The sequence below is a fragment of the Paenibacillus sp. FSL R10-2734 genome, from assembly GCF_037963865.1.
Classification (GTDB): Bacteria; Bacillota; Bacilli; order Paenibacillales; family Paenibacillaceae; genus Paenibacillus_AQ.
Genome location: NZ_CP150170.1, coordinates 7055878 through 7081700, shown reverse-complemented (window position 1 = coordinate 7081700; position 25823 = coordinate 7055878). Strand labels below are relative to the sequence as shown.

Annotated in this window: 23 protein-coding genes; 16 read left to right on the top strand and 7 right to left on the bottom strand. The window is 44.5% G+C overall.

The window, feature by feature from the left end:
* Positions 1 to 79: 79 nt before the first annotated feature.
* The 5 genes from NSS67_RS30745 to NSS67_RS30725 all read left to right on the top strand — a co-directional run bounded on the left by NSS67_RS30745 (position 80) and on the right by NSS67_RS30725 (position 5037).
* The gene (locus tag NSS67_RS30745) at positions 80 to 1342 is read left to right on the top strand and encodes a phosphotransferase (protein ID WP_339317575.1); all 1263 of its coding nucleotides are present in this window, start codon (positions 80 to 82) and stop codon (positions 1340 to 1342) included.
* Positions 1343 to 1513: 171 nt separating this feature from the next.
* Entirely contained in the window at positions 1514 to 2743 is a 1230-nt protein-coding gene (locus NSS67_RS30740) for an FprA family A-type flavoprotein (protein WP_339317574.1), read from the top strand.
* A 17-nt stretch (positions 2744 to 2760) separates the two neighbouring features.
* On the top strand, positions 2761 to 3969 hold the full coding sequence (locus tag NSS67_RS30735) for an FAD-dependent oxidoreductase (protein WP_339317573.1): 1209 nt from the start codon (positions 2761 to 2763) through the stop codon (positions 3967 to 3969).
* A 13-nt stretch (positions 3970 to 3982) separates the two neighbouring features.
* Positions 3983 to 4150 carry a rubredoxin gene (rd, locus tag NSS67_RS30730; protein WP_339317572.1) on the top strand — a complete coding sequence of 56 codons (168 nt, stop codon included), beginning with the start codon at positions 3983 to 3985 and terminating at the stop codon, positions 4148 to 4150.
* Positions 4151 to 4320: 170 nt separating this feature from the next.
* On the top strand, positions 4321 to 5037 hold the full coding sequence (locus tag NSS67_RS30725) for a Crp/Fnr family transcriptional regulator (RefSeq protein WP_339317571.1): 717 nt from the start codon (positions 4321 to 4323) through the stop codon (positions 5035 to 5037).
* 117 nt (positions 5038 to 5154) lie between these two features.
* On the opposite strand, the gene NSS67_RS30720 is transcribed toward NSS67_RS30725, so the two are convergent.
* Positions 5155 to 6930 carry an ABC transporter ATP-binding protein gene (locus NSS67_RS30720; protein WP_339317570.1) on the bottom strand — a complete coding sequence of 592 codons (1776 nt, stop codon included), beginning with the start codon at positions 6928 to 6930 and terminating at the stop codon, positions 5155 to 5157.
* The gene (locus NSS67_RS30715) at positions 6917 to 8722 is read right to left on the bottom strand and encodes an ABC transporter ATP-binding protein (protein WP_339317569.1); all 1806 of its coding nucleotides are present in this window, start codon (positions 8720 to 8722) and stop codon (positions 6917 to 6919) included. Before NSS67_RS30715 ends, NSS67_RS30720 begins: the two co-directional genes overlap by 14 nt.
* Positions 8723 to 8960: 238 nt before the next feature.
* Here NSS67_RS30715 and NSS67_RS30710 point away from each other — a divergent pair, with 238 nt between their 5' ends.
* The gene (locus NSS67_RS30710) at positions 8961 to 9662 is read left to right on the top strand and encodes an ABC transporter ATP-binding protein (protein ID WP_339317568.1); all 702 of its coding nucleotides are present in this window, start codon (positions 8961 to 8963) and stop codon (positions 9660 to 9662) included.
* A gap of 13 nt (positions 9663 to 9675) precedes the next feature.
* Entirely contained in the window at positions 9676 to 12321 is a 2646-nt protein-coding gene (locus NSS67_RS30705) for an ABC transporter permease (RefSeq protein WP_339317567.1), read from the top strand.
* Between the two features lie 364 nt (positions 12322 to 12685).
* Here NSS67_RS30705 and NSS67_RS30700 read toward each other — a convergent pair whose 3' ends face one another.
* From NSS67_RS30700 to NSS67_RS30690, 3 genes are all read right to left on the bottom strand, one after another.
* On the bottom strand, positions 12686 to 13132 hold the full coding sequence (locus NSS67_RS30700; RefSeq protein WP_339317566.1) for a GNAT family N-acetyltransferase: 447 nt from the start codon (positions 13130 to 13132) through the stop codon (positions 12686 to 12688).
* Between the two features lie 19 nt (positions 13133 to 13151).
* Positions 13152 to 14144, bottom strand: a complete 993-nt coding sequence (locus tag NSS67_RS30695; protein ID WP_339317565.1) for a DUF4003 family protein — start codon at positions 14142 to 14144, stop codon at positions 13152 to 13154.
* A gap of 86 nt (positions 14145 to 14230) precedes the next feature.
* Positions 14231 to 14797 (bottom strand): TetR/AcrR family transcriptional regulator, encoded by a 567-nt coding sequence (locus NSS67_RS30690; protein ID WP_339320752.1) that lies wholly within the window; start codon positions 14795 to 14797, stop codon positions 14231 to 14233.
* Positions 14798 to 14994: 197 nt separating this feature from the next.
* On the opposite strand from NSS67_RS30690, the gene lpdA reads away from it, so the two are divergent.
* Genes lpdA through NSS67_RS30675 form a run of 3 tightly spaced genes read left to right on the top strand, consistent with a single transcriptional unit; the run spans position 14995 to position 18048 of the window.
* Positions 14995 to 16389 (top strand): dihydrolipoyl dehydrogenase, encoded by a 1395-nt coding sequence (lpdA, locus tag NSS67_RS30685; RefSeq protein WP_339317564.1) that lies wholly within the window; start codon positions 14995 to 14997, stop codon positions 16387 to 16389.
* Positions 16386 to 17018 (top strand): HlyD family efflux transporter periplasmic adaptor subunit, encoded by a 633-nt coding sequence (locus tag NSS67_RS30680; protein ID WP_339317563.1) that lies wholly within the window; start codon positions 16386 to 16388, stop codon positions 17016 to 17018. Before lpdA ends, NSS67_RS30680 begins: the two co-directional genes overlap by 4 nt.
* Positions 17002 to 18048 (top strand): ABC transporter permease, encoded by a 1047-nt coding sequence (locus tag NSS67_RS30675; protein WP_339317562.1) that lies wholly within the window; start codon positions 17002 to 17004, stop codon positions 18046 to 18048. The genes NSS67_RS30680 and NSS67_RS30675 overlap by 17 nt, the downstream gene beginning before the upstream one ends.
* A 1-nt stretch (position 18049) precedes the next feature.
* On the opposite strand, the gene NSS67_RS30670 is transcribed toward NSS67_RS30675, so the two are convergent.
* A complete protein-coding gene (locus NSS67_RS30670) occupies positions 18050 to 18673 on the bottom strand; it encodes an NAD(P)H-dependent oxidoreductase (RefSeq protein WP_339317561.1) in 624 nt (207 codons plus the stop codon).
* Positions 18674 to 18841: 168 nt separating this feature from the next.
* Here NSS67_RS30670 and NSS67_RS30665 point away from each other — a divergent pair, with 168 nt between their 5' ends.
* The gene (locus NSS67_RS30665; RefSeq protein ID WP_339317560.1) at positions 18842 to 19516 is read left to right on the top strand and encodes a MarR family transcriptional regulator; all 675 of its coding nucleotides are present in this window, start codon (positions 18842 to 18844) and stop codon (positions 19514 to 19516) included.
* Positions 19517 to 19518: 2 nt separating this feature from the next.
* Here the strand turns inward: NSS67_RS30665 and NSS67_RS30660 are convergent, their stop codons facing one another.
* Positions 19519 to 20457: a YafY family protein gene (locus tag NSS67_RS30660; RefSeq protein ID WP_339317559.1), complete on the bottom strand. Its 939-nt coding sequence runs from the start codon at positions 20455 to 20457 to the stop codon at positions 19519 to 19521.
* A 96-nt stretch (positions 20458 to 20553) separates the two neighbouring features.
* Between NSS67_RS30660 and NSS67_RS30655 the strand changes: the two genes are divergently transcribed.
* From NSS67_RS30655 to NSS67_RS30635, 5 genes are all read left to right on the top strand, one after another.
* Positions 20554 to 21003: a VOC family protein gene (locus NSS67_RS30655; RefSeq protein WP_339317558.1), complete on the top strand. Its 450-nt coding sequence runs from the start codon at positions 20554 to 20556 to the stop codon at positions 21001 to 21003.
* 191 nt (positions 21004 to 21194) lie between these two features.
* Complete coding sequence (locus tag NSS67_RS30650; RefSeq protein ID WP_339317557.1) at positions 21195 to 21776, top strand: TetR/AcrR family transcriptional regulator; 582 nt, start codon at positions 21195 to 21197, stop codon at positions 21774 to 21776.
* Positions 21739 to 23124 carry a cytosine permease gene (locus tag NSS67_RS30645; RefSeq protein ID WP_339317556.1) on the top strand — a complete coding sequence of 462 codons (1386 nt, stop codon included), beginning with the start codon at positions 21739 to 21741 and terminating at the stop codon, positions 23122 to 23124. The genes NSS67_RS30650 and NSS67_RS30645 overlap by 38 nt, the downstream gene beginning before the upstream one ends.
* 4 nt (positions 23125 to 23128) lie before the next feature.
* Complete coding sequence (locus tag NSS67_RS30640) at positions 23129 to 24241, top strand: DUF917 domain-containing protein (protein WP_339317555.1); 1113 nt, start codon at positions 23129 to 23131, stop codon at positions 24239 to 24241.
* Positions 24241 to 25821, top strand: a complete 1581-nt coding sequence (locus NSS67_RS30635; RefSeq protein WP_339317554.1) for a hydantoinase/oxoprolinase family protein — start codon at positions 24241 to 24243, stop codon at positions 25819 to 25821. The genes NSS67_RS30640 and NSS67_RS30635 overlap by 1 nt, the downstream gene beginning before the upstream one ends.
* Positions 25822 to 25823: the final 2 nt, after the last annotated feature.

Below are 25823 nucleotides of genomic sequence, written 5' to 3'. Positions count from 1 at the left end.
GTTCATTTCAATATTTTTTTGCCTATGTTACTATGTCTACGATTAGAAAAGGAATAATTTAGAATAGTAGGAGGATCTTATGGAAATCGGTGCGATCACTTTTTTTGTAAAGGACATGGGAAAGATGGTTACATTCTATCGGGACGTCATGAATATGGCTATAGAATGGGATGGTGATGTATTTACCGGGGTCAAGTTGAAGAGTGGTGTGTTCTTTAATTTGTGTCAGCGGGATGTAGTAGGTATCTCACAACTAGGCTATCCCAATGGTTTAAATGGGACTATGGAAGTCTCCTTTGGCGTTCCCTCTCCTGAAGATGTCGACAAGGAATTTGATCGTCTGGTGAAGGCAGGAGCAACTCCTATAAAAGAGCCTATTTCTCAGCCCTATGGGTTGCGTGAAGCTGTTGTGGCTGACCCTGAAGGGAATCTGATTGAGATCGTAGCAGGCATTCCACTTTTGAAACCCCCTATAAGTGTCGTAGATTGGCTAGAACACAACGAGATCCTGAACGACTTACTCCCGCAAGAAGAGAGCTTAACCACGCATGCTATGGATCATGGCTTTGAAGCTGAAGTCCTAAAGATCAGTTTAGATCAGAAGAGTTATGTCTTGAAAACTTGGAGTAAGAGCTCTAAACCGGATGTTCAGTCTCAATATCGGTTATTGGATATTCTGTTCGAACGAGGGGTAGCCGTCTCTAGACCAGTAGGCTGGGGGATCGATCCGAATGGAGATAAAGTGTTGTTAACAAGCTTTGACGGGACACCAATTCATAAAGTGAATGATAAGAAAATGAAAGAGCTTGCGAATATTTTAGCCAAACTACATCAAATTCACATTGAAGAGCTTGAACATATAGAGCTACCTAAGTATGATTTCATCGATTACTTTTTCCCTGAAGCGAGAGAGCACGCAGACCTTAACCATGCAGTGACTTCTCTTAGGGAGCAAACTCCAATGAAGCAGGACCGTATCATTCACGGAGATTTTCACATAGGAAATATTGTAGAGGAACAGGAGCGATATACCGTCATCGATTGGACGAACGGCCAGTTGGGAGACCCTAGATATGATTTTGAATGGTCATTTGTTCTCCTGAAAATACACATTTCCGAGCGTTACGCTGAAGTGTTTCGTTCTGCTTATTTATTGGAAATAGATATAGATCAGGAAGAGCTTGAAGTCTTCGAAGCATGGGCTTGTCTTAGATGGATCTTGCTGAATAGAAGAGGTAGTACACCTAAAGGGCCTAATGTAACGAAGAGAGTGAAGAGCTTAATCGCCAACAATCGATTCTTAAAAAAGTTGGAGCTAAAAGAGATTTCCAAGCTTGTTTAATGCTTCGCCAAACTGTGGAGTTTGTTCATCAGAAAATAGTGGTTGCTCGTGGTTAACGCTAAACATTTTGCGAAGTGTGATTCTAATCCTGCTTTACCTTTTGAAAATCCATTAGGCTATGTTCATAGCAAAAAACAAACAACAAACTACAAGCCAATGGAGGTATATATAATGAGTAACAACAAGATTGCAGATAACATTTATTGGGTGGGTAAAATCGACGATCGGGAGGTTCCGTTCCACCGTCTCGTTCTGTCTAGCGGTACAACATACAATTCTTACTTGCTTAATACAGAAAAGCCGACGGTTATTGATGCTGTTGATTTGGCATTCGGTCGTGAATTCGTCGAAAACTTGAGTAAGATGATCGATCCAGCCACAATCCAATATATCGTAATTAATCATACAGAACCTGACCACTCCGGAGGTTTGGCTGCATTATCTGGCCGAGCAGAGCATGCAACCATTGTATGTACGGAGAAGGCCGTTGATGAGTTGAAAGAGATGTACAAGCTCCATCACCGTAACTTCTTAGTTGTGAAAGATGGCGATACATTGGATATCGGTGGAAAAACATTGTTATTCAAAGAAACACCTTATCTGCATACAGAAGAAACAATGATCACGTACTGTGTTGAAGACAAGATTTTGTTCCCATGCGATATCTTTAGCTCCCACGTTGCTGTTAAAGCATTGTTCGAAGACGAGTGCGGCTATGATATAACCGACGAATTCGTTGGCTACTACAACGCGATCATTCACCCACACCGTCGTTATGTTCGTACATTGATTACTGCACTAGAAAGCTTGGACATTCAAATGATCTGTCCTTCACATGGTTACATTCTACGTCACGATATTCAAAAGTACATTGACATATACGACAAGTATAGCGCGAACACCATCGAAGATAAACGTGTAACGATTGTGTATACCACGATTAAGAACAATACCAAAAAGGTTGCAGAACAAATGAAGTCGATTTTTGAGGCAAATCAAATTCAAACGACGGTATTTAATGCAGATAAATCGGACATGGCCGACATGATCACAAGCATTCAGGCTGCTGATGCGGTGTTCATCGGCGGCTCGACGAAATATGCCGACATGGTTGGTAACCTGGAGCCATTATTAATTCAGCTAAAAGAGATGAACTTGGAAGGTAAGCTTGCTGTTGCATTCGGTTCTTATGGCTGGAGTGGTGAAGCGATTGAAGTCATCCAAGATTACCTTAACGAGACGAATATGGATGTACAGAGTACCTCGAAAGTCATTAAAACGACAGGTATGACACATGTGGAATTCCCAATCCGTATTCGCTTCACACCGAAAAATGAGCAATTGCAAAAAATTGAACATGCTACTGAGTTCGTGACAGATTTATTGCAGAGCGCAATCTAAACGGAGTGGGTGACAACATGAGTACAAATTACGTTATTATCGGCACTGGTGTCGCAGCGGTTACTGCAGCAAAGGCCATCCGCGATTATGATGCAGAAGGAACTATTCACATCTACGGCGCTGAAGAAGGCTTACCCTATAATCGAATCAAATTGTCCAAAGATTTGTTCGCAGATTTACATGCAGACAAAGTTCTCATTAAGAAAGAAAAATGGTTCGAGAAGCAACAAGTCGTAGTGATCTCTGATAAGAGAATTGAGGTTATTCATCCTAATCAGCATACGATTGAAACATCTGATGGTGAGCGCATTTCTTATGATAAGCTGCTAATTTGTGCAGGTTCTAATAATCGTAAATTAACGTTGGATGGCATTGATAAGCAAGGGGTGTTCTGTATCCGTGAGCGTCATGAGGCAGATGCTTTTAAAGCTTACATCGAGGATAAAGAGCAGGTAGCGATCATCGGCGGTGGAATTCAAGGCTTGGAAACGGCATGGTCCCTTCATAAAGCAGGACAAAAAGTTACCATCCTAGAAGTGGCTTCACGTCTAATGGCTAATCAATTAGATGAAGAGATGAGTGCCAAATTAAAAGCTCAAATTGAATCGTTTGGCATAAACGTTGTATTACAAGCAACCATTCAAGAAATCGTAGGTAATGAAGCTGTTACTGGAATCAAGGTGAATAACGAAGTGATTCCATGCGATAGTATATCGTATGCCATCGGAATCACTCCGAATATTGCTTTAGCAGTGGGCACTGAAATTCAGGTGAATCGTGGAATTCAGGTTAATGATTGCATGGAAACAAGCGTTGCTGATATTTATGCTGCCGGTGATATTACGGAATGGAAGGGTACAGTGGAAGGTCTATGGGATCGTGCGATGGCACAAGGTGCTATTGCAGGTCAGAATATGGCGACTGGAGCCACTGCAACGTATAACACAACCATTCCGCTCACATTGTTTAATGCCTTTGACCTAAACCTGTTCTCAATGGGTTGTGTGGATGCGTCTCGATGCGACAAGACACTAGTAGATAATGAAGATAAATATACGAGATTATTTTTGAAAAAGAATCAAATTGTTGGTGTGATTTCGCAGGATACAGTAGTAGCTTCGGCTCCATACAAAGCTGCAATTATTAGTGAAGCTTCCGTTGAAGGTCTACACCTCGATGGAATATCAATTGCCGAAGTAATGGCGTACGTAAAAAATCATTCATAAGGGGAGATTAACAATGAAAAAATATATTTGTCTGCCATGTGGTTACATTTATAATCCCGCAGTAGGCGATCCGGACGAGGATGTAGAGCCAGGCACAGCTTTTGAAGATGTACCAGAAGATTGGTTATGCCCTGTGTGTGGAGAAGGTAAAGAAAAATTTGCTGAATACGAAGAACAATGACTAGAGCTTATTTTTAACAAAAATTTGTACCCCTCAATTAACAGAACTACTTCATGTCTGAATTCGTGAATCAGGCTGGAGTAGTTTTATTTTGTTTGTGTCTCCAATCACTATTGGAGCTCTCTCTTCGTGTTACGCTAAACATATTAATTAGGATAAGGTGATGAAATATGAGTGAGTACTCTTGTAATCATACTACCCTTGGTAAGGTGCCTTGCCCGTCCAGGGTCCCCATTTTCCAGTCATTATCTTGCGATGAAATCATGAAGATTTCTCGTATGATCAACCATATTCAGTACCGAAAAGGTCAAATGCTGTTTCATGAGGGTGAGAAGTCTGACAAACTGTTTATTGTTAAACGTGGGCAGGTTAAGGTATCAAAGTATACGAGCGACGGAAAAGAGCAAATTCTGTATCTATTAACCAGCGGAGATTTTTTTGGGGAATTGCATATCTTTAATCCAGATGAACTTCATAATTTCAGTGTTCAAGCAATTAATGATACGGAAATTTGTATCCTTACCAAGCAATCGATGGATCAAATCATGCAGGATAACCCTGGGATTGCGATGAAGCTATTAACCGAAGTAACGAAACGAATGGCACATACTGAGAATCTTGCTAAGAATCTAGCCACCAAGGATCCAGATATTCGAGTGGCCGCGATCATATTGGAGTTCTGTAACAAGTTCGGTAAAAGCAGCAACGGTGGTATTTTAGTTCGGCTTCCGATTACTCGCGAAGAGATTGCCAATTACGTCGGTGTAACGCGTGAAACCATTAGCCGGAAATTCAGTAAATTTGAGAAGCTAGGGATTATTTCGTTTTCGGGGAATAAGCTGATGCTGGTCAAAGACCAAGAGGCATTATTAGTCTATACACAATAAAATAGGATAAAACACAAAAGACCCACAAGAAGTTCACTTTTTAAAGTGTTTTTCTTGTGGGTCTCACTTTGTCATGGCGTGTAATCTGCCATAGTCTGACGGTTTACTATTCCATAATTAAGCTTCCATCTTCTGCGCTGTATAGAGGCGGTGATAAAGGCCCTTTTGTGCGATAAGCTCATCATGTGAGCCGCTTTCTGCAATACCTTTGTTGGACACATACATAATGCGGTCGCAGTTTTTTACGGTGGACAAGCGATGCGCGATAATGAATGAGGTACGTCCTTTAAGGAGCTCATTCAGACCTTTTTGCAGCAAACGCTCAGTCTTCGCATCGATCGAAGAAGTGGCTTCATCCAGGATTAGAATGCGTGGATCAGCCAAAAGTGTTCTAGCGAACGAAATGAGCTGCCGCTGTCCCTGAGACAGCTTGGAGCCACGTTCGTTGACCTCTGTCAGGTAGCCCTGATCAAATTCACGAATGAATTCGTCGGCGCACACGGCTTTCGCCGCAGCGATCACTTCTTCTTCAGTCGCATCGAGTTTTCCGTAACGAATATTGTCCAAGATCGTACCAGAGAAGATGAAGCTGTCCTGTAGCATAATCCCCATCTGGCTGCGCAGGGATTTCAGCGTAACCTGCGAGATATCCTGATCATCGATAAGAATCTTACCGCTGGAAATATTATAGAAGCGCGAGATCAGATTGACGACCGTAGTTTTGCCTGCACCGGTTGGTCCCACCAGCGCGATGCTTTCTCCCGCTTTGATCTTGAAGGAGATATTCTCCAGAATATTGAGTCCTGGGTCATATGCAAAGGTTACATCGTCGAAGGTGACATGGCCCTCTACAGGTCGCAGTGACTTCGCATTCGGAATATCACTGACGGTAACTGGCTCATCCAGCGTTTCGAAGATACGCTCAAGATAGGCAACAGCGTTGATAAAGTTATTGTACAGGTTCGAAAGATTCAGTATCGGTTGCCAGAAGCGGGCAGCATAGCTGCTCATCGCCAGAATGACACCGAGGGTCATGTCTTGAGGACTAAGTGTTAGTAGGCCTACAAGGAAAATCAATGATGTAACGATCGTAGATAAGTTGTCTACGGAGAACGGAATAAGCAGGTTGTAACGTTGTGCCTTCATCCATTCTGTACGGAAATTACCCGCGAGACGTGTGAAGATTCCCTCGTTGCGTTGTTCCCGGGAGAACATTTGCGTCACACCAATACCGCTGATGCTTTCTTGCAAATAGGCATTCAGGTTAGAGCTTTTGTTGGACACTGCTTGCCAAGCCCGGCGTTGCCGAGTTTTGATCAGCATCATGATGACAAAGAAGACTGGCAATCCTGCAAGGATGACAAAGGAGAGCCGTACATCAACGGCGAACATGAAGGCTGCGATAAAGAGCAGATTCACGATTTCTAGAATAAAGTTGATAATACCGTTGGATAACACATCTGAAACGGCGTTAACGTAGTTTACGACCCGGATGAGAATCTTGCCCTGCGGCCGGTCGTCATAATATTTGAAGGGCAACTCTTGTAGGTGCTTAAACAAATCTGTACGAATATCAAAAATAATATCCTGCCCAACACTCGTCATGATACGTGAACGTATGGTAGCTAGATAAACACTGACTACAATGGTCAGAAGCATCAGTCCTGCCCAGCCCAGTAGCGCAAGCTTTGCTTTTGCCGGAATGGTCACGTCGATCACATGCTGCATGATCAGTGGAGCTGATAATGATATGGCCGCTGAAAGCGCACTGAGTATAAATGCAACAATCATTGGTGTTTTCTTTCGTTTGATGTAAACCATCGCACGCCGGAAGTGTTTTATATTAAACGGCGATTCCAGATTCTCATCGACGTCGAATTTATTCCGTGCCACTTGCGGTCACCTGCCTTCCAATACCCTCGTTCTGCAGTTTAAACACATCGTAGTAGTAGCCCCGTTTCGCTAGCAGTTCGGCATGGGTGCCTTCCTCAACCAGCTTCCCGCCATCCAGAATAAGAATACGGTCAGCCTGCGCGGTCGTAGATACACGCTGCGCGATAATAATCTTCGTGCAAGGATATTCCAGCTCGCGTAGACTTTTCTGAATATGCTCCTCCGTCTCAAGATCGACAGCAGAAGTCGTGTCATCCAGAATCAGGATCGGACGGCGAACGGCCAAGGCACGTGCTAATGCGATACGCTGTTTTTGACCTCCGGACAGACCGACTCCGCGTTCCCCAACAACGGTATCATAACCTTCAGGCATTTTGGTAATGAAGTCGTGTGCGGCAGCGAGCTCGGCAAAGCTTATTGCATCTTCTTCCGGAAGATCAGGATTGCCATAGGCGATGTTTCCATCGATAGTATCTGAGAACAAGAGCACATCTTGAGTCGCCATGCCGATATTATCGCGGAGCTCATCGAGCTCCAGCTTTCGGACATCAACGCCGTCGACGAGTACGCGCCCTTCAGCTACGTCGTAGAAACGAGGAATCAGGTTGATGATCGTTGTTTTACCTGATCCGGTCGAGCCCATGATCGCTATGGTTTCACCGGGTTCGACGGTAAAGCTAACATCGTCAAGTACGATAGCGCTGTCAAATTTGAAGCGAACATGATCGAACTCAATACGACCTTCGTAACGGCGTTTGTTAGCAGAGGCATGCTCGTTTACGATATTAGGCTTTGCGTAATAAATATCAACGATTTTGGACAAGCTCGCAAAAAAGCGCTGAATATCGTTGATGATAATACCGATGTTGCGCATAGGGTTGGACACAGCCCATATGAGCGAGGAGAAAGCTGTAAATTCACCGAAGGTGATCCGGCCGTTCATTAGGAACAAGCCACCCGCCAACATAAGAATGACGTTGAAGCCCTGAGCGAAGGATTCCAGATAAGGGAAATAATCAAGCCATACAAGGGCGGCTTTTTTGTTCGCCGTAGAATAGTTGACATTCTTCTCTGTGAATTTTTCGACCTCGAACTCTTCGCGGGCAAAAGCCTTGACTACACGGTTGCCTGAAATATTCTCCTGTGTAGTTGTGTTAAGCTGGGACAACCGCTCGCGCAGGTCAATATACATTGGACGAACGCGTTTAGCGAATATGTAAGCCACAATAAAAATGGGTGGTGACAGGATTAGCATCCACAACGTCAGCTGAGCATCTATGGTGAAAAAATAGATAACAGCAGCAATGAAGATCGTTATCGATTCAATGATCGTTTTGAAAATCCATGCCATCGAGTGACGAACCATGTCCAAATCCCCGGTCATCTTGGTCATGAGATCCCCGGTTCGGTTACGGTCGTAATATTCTCTGTCTTGCCCCTGAATCTTGTTGTACAAAAAAATACGGATATTGTACATCATGTTTTGCGAGGATCTTTCGTACTGCATGGTTGTAAAATAAGCAAGTCCTGTGCGCAGTAGAGAAAATCCAATCATGCCCAGGCAGAGCATAATTAATAATTGCCGTTCTTGTGTAAGATTCTGCAGGGCATTGTCACCCGCTATAAACGTATCCACAATGCGCTGACTGATGTAAGGGTTCACAATCGTAAGACTTGAGCCCACCACCGAGAGGCAGAGCGCAAGAATGTACCGTGTCCGGTTTCCCTCTAAGTTCTGCCAAAGCCATTTCAGTTCGAACATCTGATCACCTGTTTCTGTTTGTTCTTTCACTCTTGCCTGTTAAGAATGAATAAATCAAGGTGATTATAACACTATCAAATGACTAAGTATCGTTTACGGTAAAATTTCCTTGTTACATTATTGTTACAAGAAAATGAACTTATTAATGATGTGAATTTTACCTTGAGTAATGAGGGTTTGCCATTCGGGCTTGGGCGTTCTATTTATGATAAACTGAAACAATGTAAAGTGATTAGGCTTGGTTTGGATAGAGACAGGAGGATGAGAAATGAGCTTTGTTGCTGTAAAAGATGAGTACAAGCGTTACAAAATGGGTGAGAGTGTGATCGTTGCCAATGACGGAATTGATTTTGAGATAAATAAAGGTGAGTTTGCTGTGATTGTCGGTCCCAGCGGTGCGGGCAAATCGACGGTGCTTAATATTCTTGGTGGGATGGACTCTGCCGACGAAGGCCAGGTCATTGTAGACGGTACGGACATTGCCAAGTTCAGTGCTAAGGAGTTGACGGGCTACCGCCGCAATGACGTAGGTTTTGTGTTTCAGTTCTACAACTTAGTGCCCAATCTTACTACACTGGAGAATGTTGAGCTTGCTTCTCAGATTTCACCGCGTGCACTAGATGCGCGTAAGGTGCTGGAGGATGTGGGACTGGGCGCGCGGCTGGATAATTTTCCGGCTCAGCTGTCTGGCGGTGAACAGCAACGCGTCGCTATCGCCAGAGCATTGGCTAAACAGCCGAAGCTGCTCCTATGCGATGAGCCAACAGGTGCGTTAGACTACAATACTGGCAAGCAGGTGCTTAAGCTGCTTCAGGATACCTGCCGTAACACAGGGACCACGGTCATCGTAATCACACATAATTTGGCGATTGCGCCAATGGCGGATCGGGTCATTGAGATTAACAATGCTAAGGTACGGAAGATGGTAACCAATCCTTCGCCAGTATCTGTTGAAGATATCGAATGGTAAGGAGAAGGCATCTATGAAAAAGCGCGCGTTGTGGAAAGATATTTTTCGTGAAATTAGGCATACCAAAGCCCGATTTATTTCGATCTTTGCAATCATTATGCTAGGTGTTAGTTTTTTTTCTGGCATCAAGGCGGCCGGCCCAGATATGCTGGATACAGCCGGAACCTTTTATCAAGAGACGAGACTGATGGATCTGAAGGTACAGACCAACTATGGTCTAACCGAAGATAACGTAGATCTGCTGAGCGATGTACCGGGGATCGATGAGGTCCAGCCGGGTTACAGTGCGGATGTGTTCAGCGGCGATAATGCGTTGATACTCAAGGTCCATTCTTATAATAGAGATAAGCCGCTTAACCAGTACAGCATCATTGAAGGTCGCCTTCCAGAAAAATCCGGAGAAATCGTATTGGATGACAAGCTGGTCGAAAAGTATGCACTAGGTGACAAAGTAACATTCAGCGGAGACGGTACGGATGTGGAGATGTCGAATAACTTCGAGACACTGAATTATACCGTAGTGGGCTTTGTTCGGAGCCCACAGTTTATTGAGAAGAGTACCCGTGGCACCAGTGGGATTGGCAAAGGGACGGCGGATGCATTCGCAGCGATCCCGGAGTCAGATTTCAAGCTCCCGGTTTATACGGAAGCCTATCTGGCTTTTAAGGATACAGCTGGTGTAAAGGCTTATTCACCAAAGTATGAGGCATTAATCGAACAGCATACCAAGGCAGTAGAGCAGGCGCTGTCCGGCGTGCCGGAAGCTCGGCTTGCGGAGATGCGGGCTGAAGGTGAGAAAGAGCTGTCCAGTGGACGTGGCAAGGTGGCTGCCGCCGAGCAGCAGCTCGCCGATTTAAAGCGCCAGCCAGAAGTGGTGCAGCAGGAACAGGCTGCAAGCATGAAAGCCATTGCTGATGGACTGGCCACAGCCAAGACGGAACTGGCCGCAGGGGAGCAGAAGCTTGCAGAACTGGGACTACCCAAGGTCTACGTCACTGACCGAAACGCCAATCCAGGGTATGCAGAATATAAAGACAACGCTGATCGGTTGTCGGCCATTGCGAGTGCGTTCCCGGTATTCTTTTTCCTGATTGCTGCGTTGGTCAGCTTGACGACTATGACTCGAATGGTCGAGGAGCATCGTTTGCAGATCGGGACACTTAAAGCGCTTGGATATGGCAACCGTGACATTATGGCCAAATTCTTGGTTTATGGTACGCTTGCCAGCTTGACGGCTTCGGTTGCGGGGCTTGCGCTCGGGTTTACCATGTTTCCAACCATTATCTATAATGCGTACAGTTCGCTTTATAATCTGCCGGATCTTATCAAAAGCTTCTATCCTTCGTATTCCATCATTTCCATCATAGTCGCGCTAATCTGCACTACTTTAACGGCTTGGATTGCCTCTCGGGTAGAACTGCGCAGCAACGCTTCCGTATTGATGCGTCCGAAGGCACCAAAGAGCGGGCAGCGGATTTTACTGGAGAGAGTTACTTTTGTATGGAAACGGTTGAGCTTTGTTCAGAAGGTTACCGCACGTAATTTATTCCGCTATAAACAGCGGATGTTCATGACTGTGTTTGGTGTGGCCGGTTGTACGGCGCTGATTCTGACTGGTTTTGGTCTAAAAGACTCGATCGGTAGCATCGCCGGACAGCAGTTCGGCACGATTATGAAATATGATGCACTTGTAGCTTTACATGAAGATGTGCCTGCTGATGTGCGGGATGCCTACGAACAATTAATCAATGGCGAGTCGGCCATCACTGGGACACTAAGTGTGGCACAGGAAACGATGACCGCGCACAGCAGTGGTGTAAATGATCAGGATGTTCATCTGTTCATTCCTGCATCCGTTGATTCTATATCCGATTTTGTGGAGCTACGGGATCGTACAAGTGGAGAAAGGCAGATGCTTACGGACGAGGGCGCTATTATCTCGGAGAAGCTGGCTAAATTGTACGGACTTAAGCCCGGCGATAAGTTGACCTTGCTGGACAAGGACAATGAAACGTTCAAGATTGAGGTCGCGGGGATTACAGAGAACTATGTCATGCACTATGTTTATATGACACCTGTATATTACGCTTCCGTATTCGGACATGAACCGGTGTTCAACACAGAGCGGCTGAACTATGCCTCGCAGGATAAAGAATGGGAAGACAATTTCGGCGAGAAGCTAACGGACAATGAGGGTATTGCTGCGGTCAGTTTCTCTAGTAGCGTAGGCACTGCCTTCGACGATACTATGAAGAGTATGGACGTTGTAACCTTAGTGCTCATTGTGTCGGCTGCTGCTCTGGCGTTTGTCGTCCTCTACAATTTGACTAATATCAATGTCTCTGAGCGGATCAGGGAACTGTCCACCATCAAGGTATTGGGATTTTATGATAAGGAAGTAACGATGTATATTTACCGCGAGAATATGCTGCTGAGCTTACTCGGCATTGTGGTCGGATCGGGTCTTGGTATTGTTCTACACAGCTTTGTCCTGAATACAGCGGAGCTGGATGCGACGATGTTCGCTCCGATCATCAAGTGGCCAAGCTATATTTATGCCGCACTCTTAACACTGTTGTTCTCGGGCGTAGTCATGGCTTTCATGCATATCAAGCTCAAACGGATTCATATGATTGAGGCGTTGAAGTCGGTGGAATAATATCTAACATAACAAACTTCGTTTGTTTCGAACCCAATTGCGATTTTGAAGCAGCGCCTATCGGACACAGATGACCTTAAATGCAGTAATTACCGCAAATTGGAATGCTATCGGACCGCATAGCCACTATTGGCATGAAAAACCTCCCAAATGAGTCTTTTTCTATGGAATAGTGTCGCTGGAGTCCGAAACGCTGATAAAAAAGCTGGAAATACGCAAATAACGTCATCTGGGTCCGCAACGATGATTTCGTGGTGTAGGTGAACCACATACACTAATACACAAAAAAACAGAGCAGTGATTCTCAAACCGGAGAATCGCTACTCTGTTTTTTTACAATTAGAAGTCTCATTATAAGTGAAATCTACTTTCGATTCATATGCAGAATAGGAAAAGGATTTCCTTGTTCATCTAGTGCTGAACGCTCAAAAACTTGAAAACCCATGTGCTCATAAAAACCTTTAGCCTGCGGATTTTGTTCATTTACATCAACGTAATGTACGTCCAGTGCCTGTATAGCATAAGCTACGAGCGATTTGCCGATGCCTTTTCCCATTGCAGTAGGTTCTACGAACAGCATTTCAATCTTGTTATTCTGAACCCCTATGAAACCAAGCGATTGGTCATGATCATCTATAAAAGCAAACAGATGACTGATATGCTCCATCCCCTGTAAAACCAGTGGACGCAACACATCAATGTCCTGTTCAGACAGGAAAAGATGCGTATGGCGCACAGATGATTCCCAAATATTCAGTAGAGGGTATAAACATTCTTCATTTCTAGTGGTGATGCGTTGTATCGAGTCCATGTCTTCCCTCGCTGTTCATTTAATTCGAAGAAGAAGCTATAGCCGCAGCGGATGCGGCGGCGGCAGCCCCAGCAAGAGCCGCATGCTGCGCGATCACAATATTGGTGATACTGGTGGAGAGCATCGAGGTTACGATGCCATTTTGCACATCTTCCACATATTTGAAGGCTACCAGCGCAGCAGACAGCAGTAGCAATTCCTGTTTTACAATGGACCAGTTGCCAAAGCCTTTTTTGGTACGAAGTAAATCGAAGGTCTCTGAGACTTCCGTAACCATGTCCTTATTGTTGGACGGGAGCAAAGATAACACGCCCAGCGAGGAAAGGGGAAATTCCTTATCCAACCGGATGCCATGTGCACGGAACGCATCTCGTAATGCCAGTACACGATCCGCTGCTTCTGGAGCTTCTTTTCCAAGAACCAATACCTGTGTCAGAGCTTGCACGCTGTTCCCCGACATAAATTCAGGCTTTAGTGTAGTGTAAAGCTGCTCCATCCGGTCTATGCCGCTGTCCACGTCAATATCGGAAAGGCCGAGCATAGCAGAGAAGATATAATCATCATGTCCAGTAAGGAAACGATGCTTCGCTTTCATACTATCGTAAAACATCTTTGCACGCTCTACCGTACGCTGATACTGATCTGTTGTCGTATTAGCGGCGATCTGATAAGCGGCAACGACGAGATAATCAGAGGCTCTGAATTTGACGTCTTTTAATAAGTCGTACACGGTCAGCGTGTTTGCAAGCTGTTGCTCCTTGTTAGCAGAAAGCGAGAGCATAGTAGCAATGCTGATTGCCGAGTTACCCCTAAACGAAGAAAATATTCCGGTATTTTCTTTAATGAGCTCATGGCTCGCGCGAATCGCATCCTCATCAGCACTTTTATTCTCTGCTGTGTACAGTAACCCCGCCAAACGGCTAACCATTGCATTTTGCCAAGGAAAAGCCTTTTTGATCCTCTGCGCGTTCTCTGCGAACAATTCAACCCTTGCTGCATACTGCTCGTTCATTGGATACACCCCTCAGTTATCTTTAATTCATAATATTACGAAGATTCTCTGAGTTGGATTCATTTGTTGGGGTTTTTTTTTTGTGTCTAGGCCATAATTAGCTCTTTAGCATACCGTTTGCCTGACGAAAGAAGGCTGTCGCTCAGTTCAGGATTATTTACAGTCCGTGCAAGAATAAGAGAGCCAACCATGGTACTGAACAGTGCGTTACCTTTGGACGCGTCAATTTCAGCCAGAGTGGAGATGAAGGTAACCATCCGCTCCATTTCCTGCGTGAATACTTGCCGAACTTCTTCGGAAGAATGGGCTATTTCGGCAGAGAGGGCAGGAATAATGCAGCCCATCTCGGTTTTGTCGCGGTGATATGGACTTAAATAATAATCAATGACAGCGTTGATTTTGGGGTGCTGCTCTTCCTGGTCCGCGACCTTCTGCAGTAGTGCGATGGTATCGCTGATGGCATACCGGCAGGCTTCGGCTACTAGCTGTTCTTTGTTGTCAAAATGTGAATAAAACCCACCGTGAGTCAATCCGACTCCCTTCATAATGAGCGGAACACTTACATCATGAATACCATGGGCGCGAAAAGCCTGGGCAGCACTTTCAACAATCGTATTTCTCACTTTTATTTTATGGCCTTTGGGATAGGGCATCATAATCACTCCATAGATTCATAATTCTTCTTTTAAAATATTATATGCATCATAATAAAGCCTGTCAATTTAACGATTCTGAGAATGGATGGCTCATGAAAGACTAAATACGGTTGTTGACGGACCTAAAATATGATGGTAATAATATATTACGATCATCATATTTTAGAATAACTATTAACAGGAGGTATCAGGAGATGGGGAAGCTTGAGTTCGTAGAAACGTTGGTCATTGGCTCAGGTCCGGGTGGGTATGTGGCGGCGCTGCGATCTTCACAACTTGGAATGAGAACGGCGATTGTTGAACGCAATCAGCTTGGTGGGGTCTGCACTAATGTTGGGTGTATTCCCTCCAAAGCATTAATTGCTGAATCCCATCGTTACGAGTTGCTTAGACCGTTCAGTTCTGCGGATGCGGCAGTGTCATTTAAGAATGCTCAGGATTTCAAGCAAGGAATTGTGAATAAGCAGGCAGGTGGAGTTGGCAATTTATTAAAGACTGCAGGTGTGAGCATTTTGGAAGGGGAGGCCAGATTGGTTGATGAGCATACCGCTATTATCAGTCAGTCTGGACAAGAGCAAAGTATTTCTTTTAAAAATGCCATCTTAGCCACAGGATCACGTCCGATTGAGCTGCAAGCCTTTCCAGTTGGCGGACGTGTTTTGTCTTCCACAGAAGCTTTAGCGCTCCCAGCGATTCCAACTAGCCTAGTAGTTATAGGCGGTGGATATATAGGTATTGAACTGGGGCAAATGTATGCCAAGTTTGGAACAACGGTAACGATTCTGGAGGGCGGAGATCAAGTGCTGCCTGGATTTGAGACGGAGCTTGTGAGTCCTGCTATCCGGCAGTTGAAAGCTGATGGGATTAAGATGATTACCGGAGCAACAGCTGTGAACGTAGTGCAGAGTGCAGACGCCATCACACTGCATTATTTGAAAAATCAGGAGCAGCAGCATGTGACGGCGGAATTTGTGTTAGTCACTGTCGGCAGAAAACCAAATACAGACGGCAATTTAGGGCTGGATCGTATAGGTTTACCAGTGACGAGCAGGGGGTTGATTGAGACAGATGAACAGTGCAGAACAGCTATCCCGCATATTTTTGCAATTGGAGATATTACGGCAGGCCCGACTCTCGCTCACAAGGCATCCTACGAAGCCAAGATTGCGGCAGAAGCCATTGCAGGCCTTTCCTCCGAGGTTGATTATAGAGCCATTCCGCTTGTTGTTTTTTCTGATCCAGAGCTGGCCAGTGTTGGCTTAAGTGAAACAGAAGCAAAGGCAAAAGGCATCCCACTGGTTATTGGCAAATCTTCTTTTGGGATTAACGGGAGAGCATTGGCCTTGAGGGAAACGGAAGGGTTCGTCAAAATTGTAGCGGACCCAACCTCGGGAATCGTTATTGGTGCCCAAATTGTTGGAGTAGAAGCATCTACACTGGTGTCGGAGCTTGCCCTTGCTATTGAGATGGGAGCAACTGTAGAGGACTTGGCGATGACCATTCACCCTCATCCCACATTGGGAGAAGTGATTATGGAGGCTGCCGAAAATACGGCTAAAAAAATGGTAAGGGGAGAGAGTGGGAAATGAAGATAAAAGCAGGTTTATATATTGGAATTGCGATTGCGTTAATCGTTGGAGGTTCGCTACTTGCCATAAAAGGAAAGGATGCTGTCAGTCAAGCTGAGAGCAGGAAACAAGGGATTCTTGATGCAGAGCAAAAGACTATATTTTATCAGAACAGTCCAGGGTCAATTGTAGAGGTCAGTGTGGCTGTAGGTGATTCTATAAAACAGGGAGAGGTATTGTTCAAGGTTAAATCCGCTGAAGAAGGAGAAACAGATGTACTCGCGCCGGAGGACGGATCGGTCAACAGGATTGTTGTAAAGCCGGGAGATCAAATACAGCTAGGAATGCCAATGGCGGTTTTGCAAAAAAACAACTTTTATACAGACCTTTACATACAGGAAAGCGAAATCCAAAAGCTAAGGGTGAATCAAAGTATCGACGTTCATTTTCCGTATTTGAACCATCCAAGTGAGGTGACGGGTGTCGTTACTTCCATCGCAGCCGCCCCTCAATTTGCGAGCTTACGCATGTCACGTGAAAAAGGGCAAGCCGATTTAAGCATGTTTCTTGTCCGTATAGCTATGGATGCGAATGCTGATTTGCTTCCGGGGATGACAGCGGAGGTGAAGCTCGATGAAATCACTGATTGACGAGTGGAAGTACGTGGCGGGTAGTAAGTATTTGCGCCTGATCTTTATCGGCCCGCTTATCGCGGCTATATTTTTTGGCTTAATGTTCTCGAAGAATCAAATCAGTGAATCGCATGTTGTAGTCATTGATGAGGATCACAGCTCGTATTCACGACAGCTCATCTCTAAAATAAATGCTTCTCCTTATATGAAAGTAACCAATGTGTACGCTAGCCGCCTAGATCCAGAAACATTACTGGCAAATGAGCAGGCGGTCGCGGTCATCACGCTTCCTAAAGAGTTGGAGCTGCGTCAGCAGCAGGGGATATCAACGAATCTCGGCATCTTAATGGATAACACCATGCCATCAGGTCTAACCGGCATCCGAACCGCGATTCAGGAAGTCATCCAGACTGAAAATATGACTCTTTCTATGACCCGTCTGATTCAGAAAGGTATGGATGCCGAAACCTCTAAAGGGTTTGTTCCTCCGTTGTCCCTGCAGCAGCGTATGTTGTTTAATCCGACCACGAGTTATGTCGGCTTTATGGTACTTGGGTTTGTGAATATTGTGGTGCTGATGATTACAACAAGCGCAGCTGGCTCAATTGTCCCTCGCTTGCGGCAGGAAGGGGGAATGCGCTTTGAAGCAGAGCCTTATCTGTTTATTATTCCGCTGTTTGTGTATGCCTTTGCTCTGTCACTTATGGGCCTGTTGATTGGTTATACTGCCAAAGACGTATCCAAAGTTAATTTACGAACTAATTTCGTATTGTATCCGTCGTTTCTTGCCACTGGGATCCAATTGAGCCCATTAGCGTTTCCGGAGTTTTTTCAAATTTCCGCTTGGGCATTGCCGATGAACTGGCTTAATCGCCTTATACGCGGGATGGCTTATCGGGATGGGGCGTTAACAGTCTACAGTCAGGAGCTGGGAGCACTGCTGATCATTATTGGTGTTGTATCCTTATTCATCGGATTGCTGGTGCTTAGGGAGGCGAAGAAGCTCGATGTTCAGCTCTCGAAATCAGTTCCAGCTTCAGTAATCTAATCTACTCTAGTCGTGCAAAACGTTGTTCTGTTTTATTAAGATGCTTCACCCGTTCTTCTAAGCTGCGATCTGACATCCCGGCATAATTATTCCAACGGAGGTTCTTCCGTATTCCCATTTTGCGGAAGGTCCCTCTGAACAGAATTTTGGTGATGGGGTTGCCAAAAATCCAGCGATAAAAGAAGTCGGGAGTGTTCATTACGGTCAGCAGTGACACTCCTTTAAGATTCGTGAGCAAGCATTTGAAGGGCCGTCCAGGTTTAATTTCCTCGTAGACAATGCCTTTCGCGAATACCTTATCAAGAAAGCCTTTGGTGAGAGCGGGCATGGCCTCCCACCAAATGGGGAATATGAAGACGATATGATCTGCTGCCATAAGCCGTTGCTGATAATTGGCGACTAGGGGGTCGGTGGTTTTCTTTTGCCGCCAAGCAGCAAGTTCTTCGCGCGACATGACTGGATCAAATCCATCGGCATGCAGATCGATAAGATCAATCGTGTGACCTTTGGTGGTAAGACCTCGCATTACGGAGGCTAATAAGGCTGCGGAATAGCTTCGCTGATGTGGGATATTCTCGGACGCTGATGCTCCATATGGATGATCAAAAATAATTAAGACATTCATATAAATACCTTCTTTACGTATTATTGTTTCCTAGAAATAAAATATTAACTATGGAAACAATAATACGTTTTAAGTTTCCTTGTTGTCAATATTATTTCTAGGAAACTTTATTTATGAGCGGTGTCTTGTTAAAATGAGCATAAGATGAATTTACGAGGAGACTTAACAGTGACGCATTCTTTCGAGAACTTACCTAATAAGGATATTTTGATAAAAAAACTGATAGAGATGATTCCCCAATTACAAAAGCGATTTCAATCGGAGGATGATGAAGAGAAGGCGTGGTTGATTCAGAACTGTAGTAATCCCCTTATCATTGATTTCCTCCAAGACTCCACAGTCATGATGCTGCATGTAATAGATGCAATTGGACAGCTTGAGCCGGTGAATGGCACTACCATTTCGAAGCATTTCGGAATTCCGAAAGGTAGCGTGTCCAAAATCACTAGAAAATTAGTTCTGCAGCAAATTATTCGCACGGAGTTTCTCCCCGATAATAAAAAAGAAGTGCTGTTTCTTACAACACCTCTAGGGAAAGAAATATTCGTTTTGCATCAGGCTCTACATAAGGAGATGAATAAAGGGATAAATCGGTTTCTACAGAGATATAACACAGATGAATTGTTATTTCTGATCCAAGCGTTCGAGGATACTTTGGAAGCCTCATGGGTTCATTCGGAATCGGTTGCTGAAGAAGAACTACTAAATGTTGGAGAATCTCTTGAGGCAATGGAAATCGATGAAATGAGTCAAATCGTAGACATGCTTAACCAACTTGATACACGCAATCTTAAGAAAGCTAAGGCCATTCTTCAAGATGTGTTTTTTACCTCTTTTGAGTAGCTTTATAATTTTCCATAGTGAGTTAAGAGTTGTTCTAGCTTATCCTGAATTATTTGTTTCAAGGATTCAGGCTTCACCGCTCTAACATACTGACCATAACGCATGAAATAATTAGCTAGAAAATCTTCTTCGCCTGGATTATAGAATCCCTTTATGACTGTTTTCGAGCCAGCTTCTATTTCCATAGAGGGATAATGCTCTTTATAAAAAATATCCTTGGCTTGCTCCGCAATCTCAACTTCAAAGTGAATACTGTTCTCGGATTGATAAAATTCTAATGAACGACTAAGAAGTTCTTCTATAGAATAGTGGGCTGTGCGTTCCTCTTCCGCTATAAAGGTGATTCGATCGCATCTAAAAACTCTATGTTTATTCGAATCCAACTCTATTCCAGCAGCATACCATTGACCAAACTTCGCGGAAATTTTGAAAAATTGAACAGCGTAGCTTTTGGTCTGGTTATTTTTTGTATATTCAATGTTATAGGCACTCTCATTCAGAATACTTGCTAGAATTTTATCTAAAAAACGACTAACATGCTTATGCTGATACATTTCAAATTGTAGGACCTTTTTCATTTTATGAATCTGGTTGATTTGTGTATTTGATAGACAGTGCTCAAACTTCTCGTTTAGCTTATTAACACTTAAATGAAAAGGTGTAGATTGATAAGACTCTAATGTAAGCATGGCAAAGTACAGTGCATACACCTCATCCATCGTGAAAATAATAGGGGATAACAATCTATTTTTTAAAAGTCCATAACGTCCGTGTCTACCATGCTCCGAATAAATGGGCATACCTAATTGTTCTAAGGAACTAATATCACGTAGCGCTGTGCTTTTTGAAATATTGTATTTATCCATGAGGTCACTTAAATTAAAAAATTCCCGACTGTTTAAGTATCTCATCATGTCAGGTAAGCGTTCGGATTTCTTCATATATAATGCTCCTTATAAAGGTGTCATGTTTTGATACCTTTATATATGATAATAAGTTTAAGATCACATATCAAATATACGAAGGAGATTTACACTATGAGTACAACACTAGAAGTAGCTATTTTCTTATCCATGAAGGGAAGAGCAAAGGAAGCTATAGAATTTTACAAAAAGCATTTTAATGCAGAGGAATTGTTACGTGTTACCTATCAACAACTCGCAGAACGTGACAGCTCCATACAGCTTACGGACGAAAATAAGGATTATATTACTCACTCTGTCCTGTTAATCGGAAAAACAAAAATAATGATAGCAGAAGATACCATGAATACGAATGAGAATTATACAGTGGGTAATAACACTTCATTATGTATTCAAAGTGCTGACCTAGAGGAAATTGAACACTTCTATAGTAGCTTAATTACAGATGACCGAGTAAAAATCATTACGCCCTTATCTAGCAATGTATTTAGCAAAGCCTATGGTATCATTGAAGACCCGTTCGGTATTCAAATTCAATTAATGTTTGATGAAAGATTAAATTAACAACTTTGCTTCTAAAGTAAACCCAGTTCACCGTTCAGCTGATCATAATTCAGGGATTATCCTGATGTTGGTCGGCTTTTTTGTATGTATCGATGGCTATTTTTTTATGAAAATCATTGAGTTATTATGCATAAAGATGTATAGTGTTTTTTAATTAACGTTAATTAAGTAAGTAAAGGATGTGGAATGTCTTGACCAAAAACAAGTTGAAAGAAGTAGCGATGCGACTATTCGGAGAGAAGGGTTACGAGGGTACGGCTCTCTCTGAAATTGCGAAGGAAGTTGGTGTGAAGACTCCGGCGATCTATGCCTTTTTTGAGAATAAAGAGGATTTGTTTATGACGGTCTTTCGTGAGGCTATGCAGTCCTATAACACTTATATTCAAGAGCTAACGGAAGAACAGAAAGTACTGAGTGCGCAGGAAAGTCTACGAGGCATATTGTCTAGACAGTATGAGTTCTATCAGAAGAGTCCTGAAGCAAGCAAAATTGTACTGAGGTATGTGGTCTTCCCACCGGCATTCTTAAAGGAAACGATTGAGGAAGCATTCCTAGAGTCCGACGCGATGCTGACGAAGATCATTGAACAATTCATCTCGAAAGGGATGGAGGAGGGAGTAATTCGCGATCAATCCGTGCAGCTTCTCGTAGATGCTTTTCTCAACTTGATGGATGGATTAAGTATGCAATATTTCTATTACACTTCTAAAGGAATATATGAGCGTAAACTGAACCATGCGTTTGAAATGTATTGGAATGGGGCGTCCTCATAAAACAGCAGAAGAAGATAACAACAAGGGGATGGGGAGAATGGCAGAAGCAAGTCAAGTGAAGAGTAAGGATTCAAGCTCGGGGGATTTTGAGAGAGAGCCTGTTCCTGCAAATATGCGTAAAAGATGGCTGTCCATGTCGCTCGTTTGGATTGCCATCGGGATCGATCTATCGGCGATGTTCTTGGGGGCACAGCTTGGGAATGGAATGAATCTTTCAGATTCGCTCACAGCGACGATCATAGGATCGATGATTCTAGGAGTAATAGGAGCCATGTGTGCGTATGTAGGCGCGAAAACGGGGTTGTCGACGTCAATGATCTCTCGTTTCCTATTCGGAAATATGGGTGCTCGTATCGTAGCGGTCATCCTCGGTATCTTCTCACTCGGTTGGTTTGGGGTGCAGGTCGGATTCTTCGCTTCGAACATGCAGACTGCATTTAGTCATTTATGGAATATTAATTTGTCCCTAGGCGTGCTTTCGTTTCTTGGCGGGCTCTTGATGATGTCAACGGCTATTTGGGGGTATCGATCTATTGAACGGTTAAGCACATGGTCCGTACCATTGCTTGTTCTGTTTATCGGAGTAGCTATTTATTCAGCGTTCCATACCAAAGGAGCTTCAGCAGCCTGGGAGCCGATTAGCGGTTCAGCGATTCCGATGGGGACAGCGATCTCGCTTGTTATTGGTATTTTTATTGTTGGTACGGTGCTGTCACCTGATATAGCTCGTTGGGCACGTACACCGATGCATGCCATAACGGCAGCCTTTATTGGTTTCTTTGTGGGTAACAGCTTCATGACGATCGTGGCTATTTTTCTATCTCGTATTATGGATACAGATGATCTAACGAATATTTTCATTGCGCTTGGGCTTGGACTTCCAGCAATTATTGTCTTAACGCTTGCCCAATGGACGACGAATACAAGCAACTTATACTCTGCTTCGCTAGGATTCTCTGTCGTGTTCCAGAAAGTTCCGAAGAAGCTGATCACGGTGGTGGCGGGCATTATTGCTACGCTGCTTGCCGTATTAGGCATTTATGATAAGTTCCTGACTTTCCTAAATATCATTACGATGTTTGTCTCTCCAATCGGGGGGATCTACACGTCCGAATTTTTGCTTGTGGATCGAAAGAAATTTACTTTTGAAGGTCTAGATCGCAATAAAAACTGGGTGATTCGTTCCTTAGCAGTATGGGTTGCAGCTACTCTGTTCGCTTTTATGACAACTGCAGCGCCAGATGGCTTTGGATGGTTCCAGGTAACGAGCGTTCCGGCATTAGATGCGTTTGTGTTCGCCTTTATCGTACAGTGGGGTGTCGGAAAAATCATGACAAAGAAGGGATAACAGCATGAGAAATTTCAAACTAACAGAATTAAATGAGCAAGCGATACAATATATCGCTGTAGGTGCAGCTGTACTTGGAACAGGTGGGGGCGGTGATCCGCATATCGGTAAATTGATGGCTAAGGAAGCGATTCGTAAGCATGGTCCTGTTCGTGTAGTAAGTCCTGAGGATCTAGAGGACGACGCGTTAGTAGTCCCTATATCCATGATTGGTGCACCAACGGTTATGAATGAGAAGATTCCTTCAATTCAGCAAATGATCAAGCCTTTGGATATGATTGAAAAAGAGCTTGGACGCAAGGTGAGCGCTATTATGCCGATTGAGGTTGGCGGTGGCAATTCACTGGTTCCTGTGATTACGGCAGCAGAACGCAATATTCCTATCGTGGATGCAGATGCCATGGGGCGGGCTTTTCCAGAATCGCAAATGGTGACATTCTACTTGGACGGGATCGACTGCAGTCCGATTACGATGGCGGATGAACGTGGCAACGGTGTGCTTATGCATGCGATCGACGGCGTCTGGGAAGAGCGGATGGCGCGTGCGGTTACGATTCAAATGGGTGGATCGGCTTCGATCTGTGATTATCCAGTGACCGGAGCGCAGGTAAAGCAAAGTGCTATTCCGCATACCTTGACGCTTGCGTATGAAATTGGAAAAACATTGTTCGAGTCCAAGGAATTGAAGCAGAATCCAATTGAAATGCTGCTGAAGCAGCTGAATGGATATGCGTTGTTCCAAGGCAAGGCGGTGGATATTCGTCGTCGTACAGAAGGCGGATTTACACGCGGTGAAGCGATCTTCGAAGGCACAGATGCTAAAAAGGGAAGTACGATGACTTTGTTCTTCCAGAATGAGTTCCTTCTTGCCACAGAAGATGGACATTCAATGGCTATTACTCCTGACCTGATCTCTGTGCTTGACCAGGATACCGGCATGCCGATCACGACTGAGAATTTGAAATACGGTGCCCGGGTTAGCGTGGTTGGTTTCCCTTGTGATCCGAAATGGCGTTCACCAAAGGGTCTTGAGACGGTAGGTCCGCAGTATTTCGGCTATGATGCACCTTATGTTCCAATTGAAAAATTGGCTACAGAGAAAGGAGGAGCAGAGTAATGTCTTATACGAATGTTAACAGCATGAATGAAATATATCGCATTGGGATTGATGTAGGCGGGACGAATACAGATGCAGCCTTGCTCGATTCCAAGTTAAACACCATTCATACGATAAAAGTGCATACCACACGTGATGTCAATGAAGGCATTACTGAATCGATCCGTCGTTTGCTAGCGGAGAGCAGTGTGAATCCGGCACAGATTCGTTATGCAATGCTCGGAACTACGCACTGTACGAATGCTATTGTGGAACGCAAGCACTTGGGGAAAGTCGGTTTGATTCGAATCGGGGCACCAGCCACAACTGCGGTTCCTCCACTCGCGGATTGGGACGATACGCTTAAGGCAACGGTTTGCCCACATGCTTATGTCGTTCACGGTGGCTATGAATATGATGGTCGCACGATTGTCGAGATGGATGAAGAAGAGATTCAAGATTGCTTTTTGAAAATGAAGGGTGAAGTCGAAGCGGTTGCGATCTGTGGTGTGTTCTCTCCAGTGAATACCTCGCAGGAGAAGCGTGTCGAAGAGCTCGCGAAGCAAGTGCTTGGCGCAGACATGCCTGTGACGCTGTCACATGAGATTGGTAGTATTGGATTGCTCGAGCGTGAGAATGCATCACTATTAAACGGCGCATTACTTAACGTCATTGCAGGAGTAGTAAAAGGCTTCGAAGAGGCACTTCAGACCTTTGGAATTGATGCGAGCCTATATATCTGTCAGAACGATGGAACGCTAATGTACAGTGAGTATGCGCTTCGCTACCCTATTCTGACGATTGCTTGCGGACCGACAAATTCCATTCGGGGGGCTGCGCACTTGTCAGGTCTTAATGATGCACTGGTTGTTGATATTGGCGGTACGACGACGGATATCGGTGTTCTCACGCAGGGCTTCCCGCGTCAATCCTCCGCTGCTGTTGAGATTGGCGGGATTCGCACGAACTTCCGCATGCCGGATATCTTATCTATCGGGATCGGCGGCGGTACAATCGTCCGCTTGGATGAATCGCAGGATCAGGTAACGGTGGGGCCGGATAGCGTGGGGTATGAGCTACTGAAGCGCGGCCTTATCTTTGGTGGCGATACGCTCACAGCAACCGATGTGGCGGTTAAGCTTGGTCGGTACGAGTGGAAAGATGCGCAGACAGAGGCGCTTAATGAATCGATCTGCAAGAGAGCAGATGAGATCATTACCCGGGATATTGAGGATGCAATTGATCGGATGAAGACAAGCTCGGATCCTGTTGATGTCATTTTGGTCGGCGGCGGAAGCATTCTCGTAGCAGATAAGCTTGAAGGTGTATCACGGATTGTAAGACCGGATCACTATGATGCTGCGAATGCGATTGGCGCTGCGTTAGGTGAGGTTAGCGGAGAGACAGAGCGAATCTATTCGCTGGATGAGATGTCTTATGACGAAGCTAAGGAAGATGCTCGCAGCCATGCAATAGAACAAGCTGTTCTTGCCGGTGCAGATCGTGATACTGTACAGATCGTATTGTCAGAGGATATTCCGATTGCATACTTGCCGGGCAATGCCTTGCTAGTAAAAGTAAAAGCTGCAGGACGTTTATAAGA

Excerpts from the sequence above, each read along its gene's own strand:
- NSS67_RS30725 (WP_339317571.1), top strand. The coding sequence starts at position 4,321 with ATGAGTGAGTACTCTTGTAATCATACTACCCTTGGTAAGGTGCCTTGC.
- NSS67_RS30735 (WP_339317573.1), top strand. The coding sequence starts at position 2,761 with ATGAGTACAAATTACGTTATTATCGGCACTGGTGTCGCAGCGGTTACT.
- NSS67_RS30745 (WP_339317575.1), top strand. The coding sequence starts at position 80 with ATGGAAATCGGTGCGATCACTTTTTTTGTAAAGGACATGGGAAAGATG.
- NSS67_RS30640 (WP_339317555.1), top strand. The coding sequence starts at position 23,129 with ATGAGAAATTTCAAACTAACAGAATTAAATGAGCAAGCGATACAATAT.
- NSS67_RS30690 (WP_339320752.1), bottom strand. The coding sequence starts at position 14,797 with ATGCCCTATCCCAAAGGCCATAAAATAAAAGTGAGAAATACGATTGTT.
- rd (WP_339317572.1), top strand. The coding sequence starts at position 3,983 with ATGAAAAAATATATTTGTCTGCCATGTGGTTACATTTATAATCCCGCA.
- NSS67_RS30660 (WP_339317559.1), bottom strand. The coding sequence starts at position 20,457 with ATGAAGAAATCCGAACGCTTACCTGACATGATGAGATACTTAAACAGT.
- NSS67_RS30645 (WP_339317556.1), top strand. The coding sequence starts at position 21,739 with ATGCGTTTGAAATGTATTGGAATGGGGCGTCCTCATAAAACAGCAGAA.
- NSS67_RS30700 (WP_339317566.1), bottom strand. The coding sequence starts at position 13,132 with ATGGACTCGATACAACGCATCACCACTAGAAATGAAGAATGTTTATAC.
- lpdA (WP_339317564.1), top strand. The coding sequence starts at position 14,995 with ATGGGGAAGCTTGAGTTCGTAGAAACGTTGGTCATTGGCTCAGGTCCG.
- NSS67_RS30695 (WP_339317565.1), bottom strand. The coding sequence starts at position 14,144 with ATGAACGAGCAGTATGCAGCAAGGGTTGAATTGTTCGCAGAGAACGCG.
- NSS67_RS30705 (WP_339317567.1), top strand. The coding sequence starts at position 9,676 with ATGAAAAAGCGCGCGTTGTGGAAAGATATTTTTCGTGAAATTAGGCAT.
- NSS67_RS30710 (WP_339317568.1), top strand. The coding sequence starts at position 8,961 with ATGAGCTTTGTTGCTGTAAAAGATGAGTACAAGCGTTACAAAATGGGT.
- NSS67_RS30670 (WP_339317561.1), bottom strand. The coding sequence starts at position 18,673 with ATGAATGTCTTAATTATTTTTGATCATCCATATGGAGCATCAGCGTCC.
- NSS67_RS30635 (WP_339317554.1), top strand. The coding sequence starts at position 24,241 with ATGTCTTATACGAATGTTAACAGCATGAATGAAATATATCGCATTGGG.
- NSS67_RS30675 (WP_339317562.1), top strand. The coding sequence starts at position 17,002 with ATGAAATCACTGATTGACGAGTGGAAGTACGTGGCGGGTAGTAAGTAT.
- NSS67_RS30680 (WP_339317563.1), top strand. The coding sequence starts at position 16,386 with ATGAAGATAAAAGCAGGTTTATATATTGGAATTGCGATTGCGTTAATC.
- NSS67_RS30740 (WP_339317574.1), top strand. The coding sequence starts at position 1,514 with ATGAGTAACAACAAGATTGCAGATAACATTTATTGGGTGGGTAAAATC.
- NSS67_RS30655 (WP_339317558.1), top strand. The coding sequence starts at position 20,554 with ATGAGTACAACACTAGAAGTAGCTATTTTCTTATCCATGAAGGGAAGA.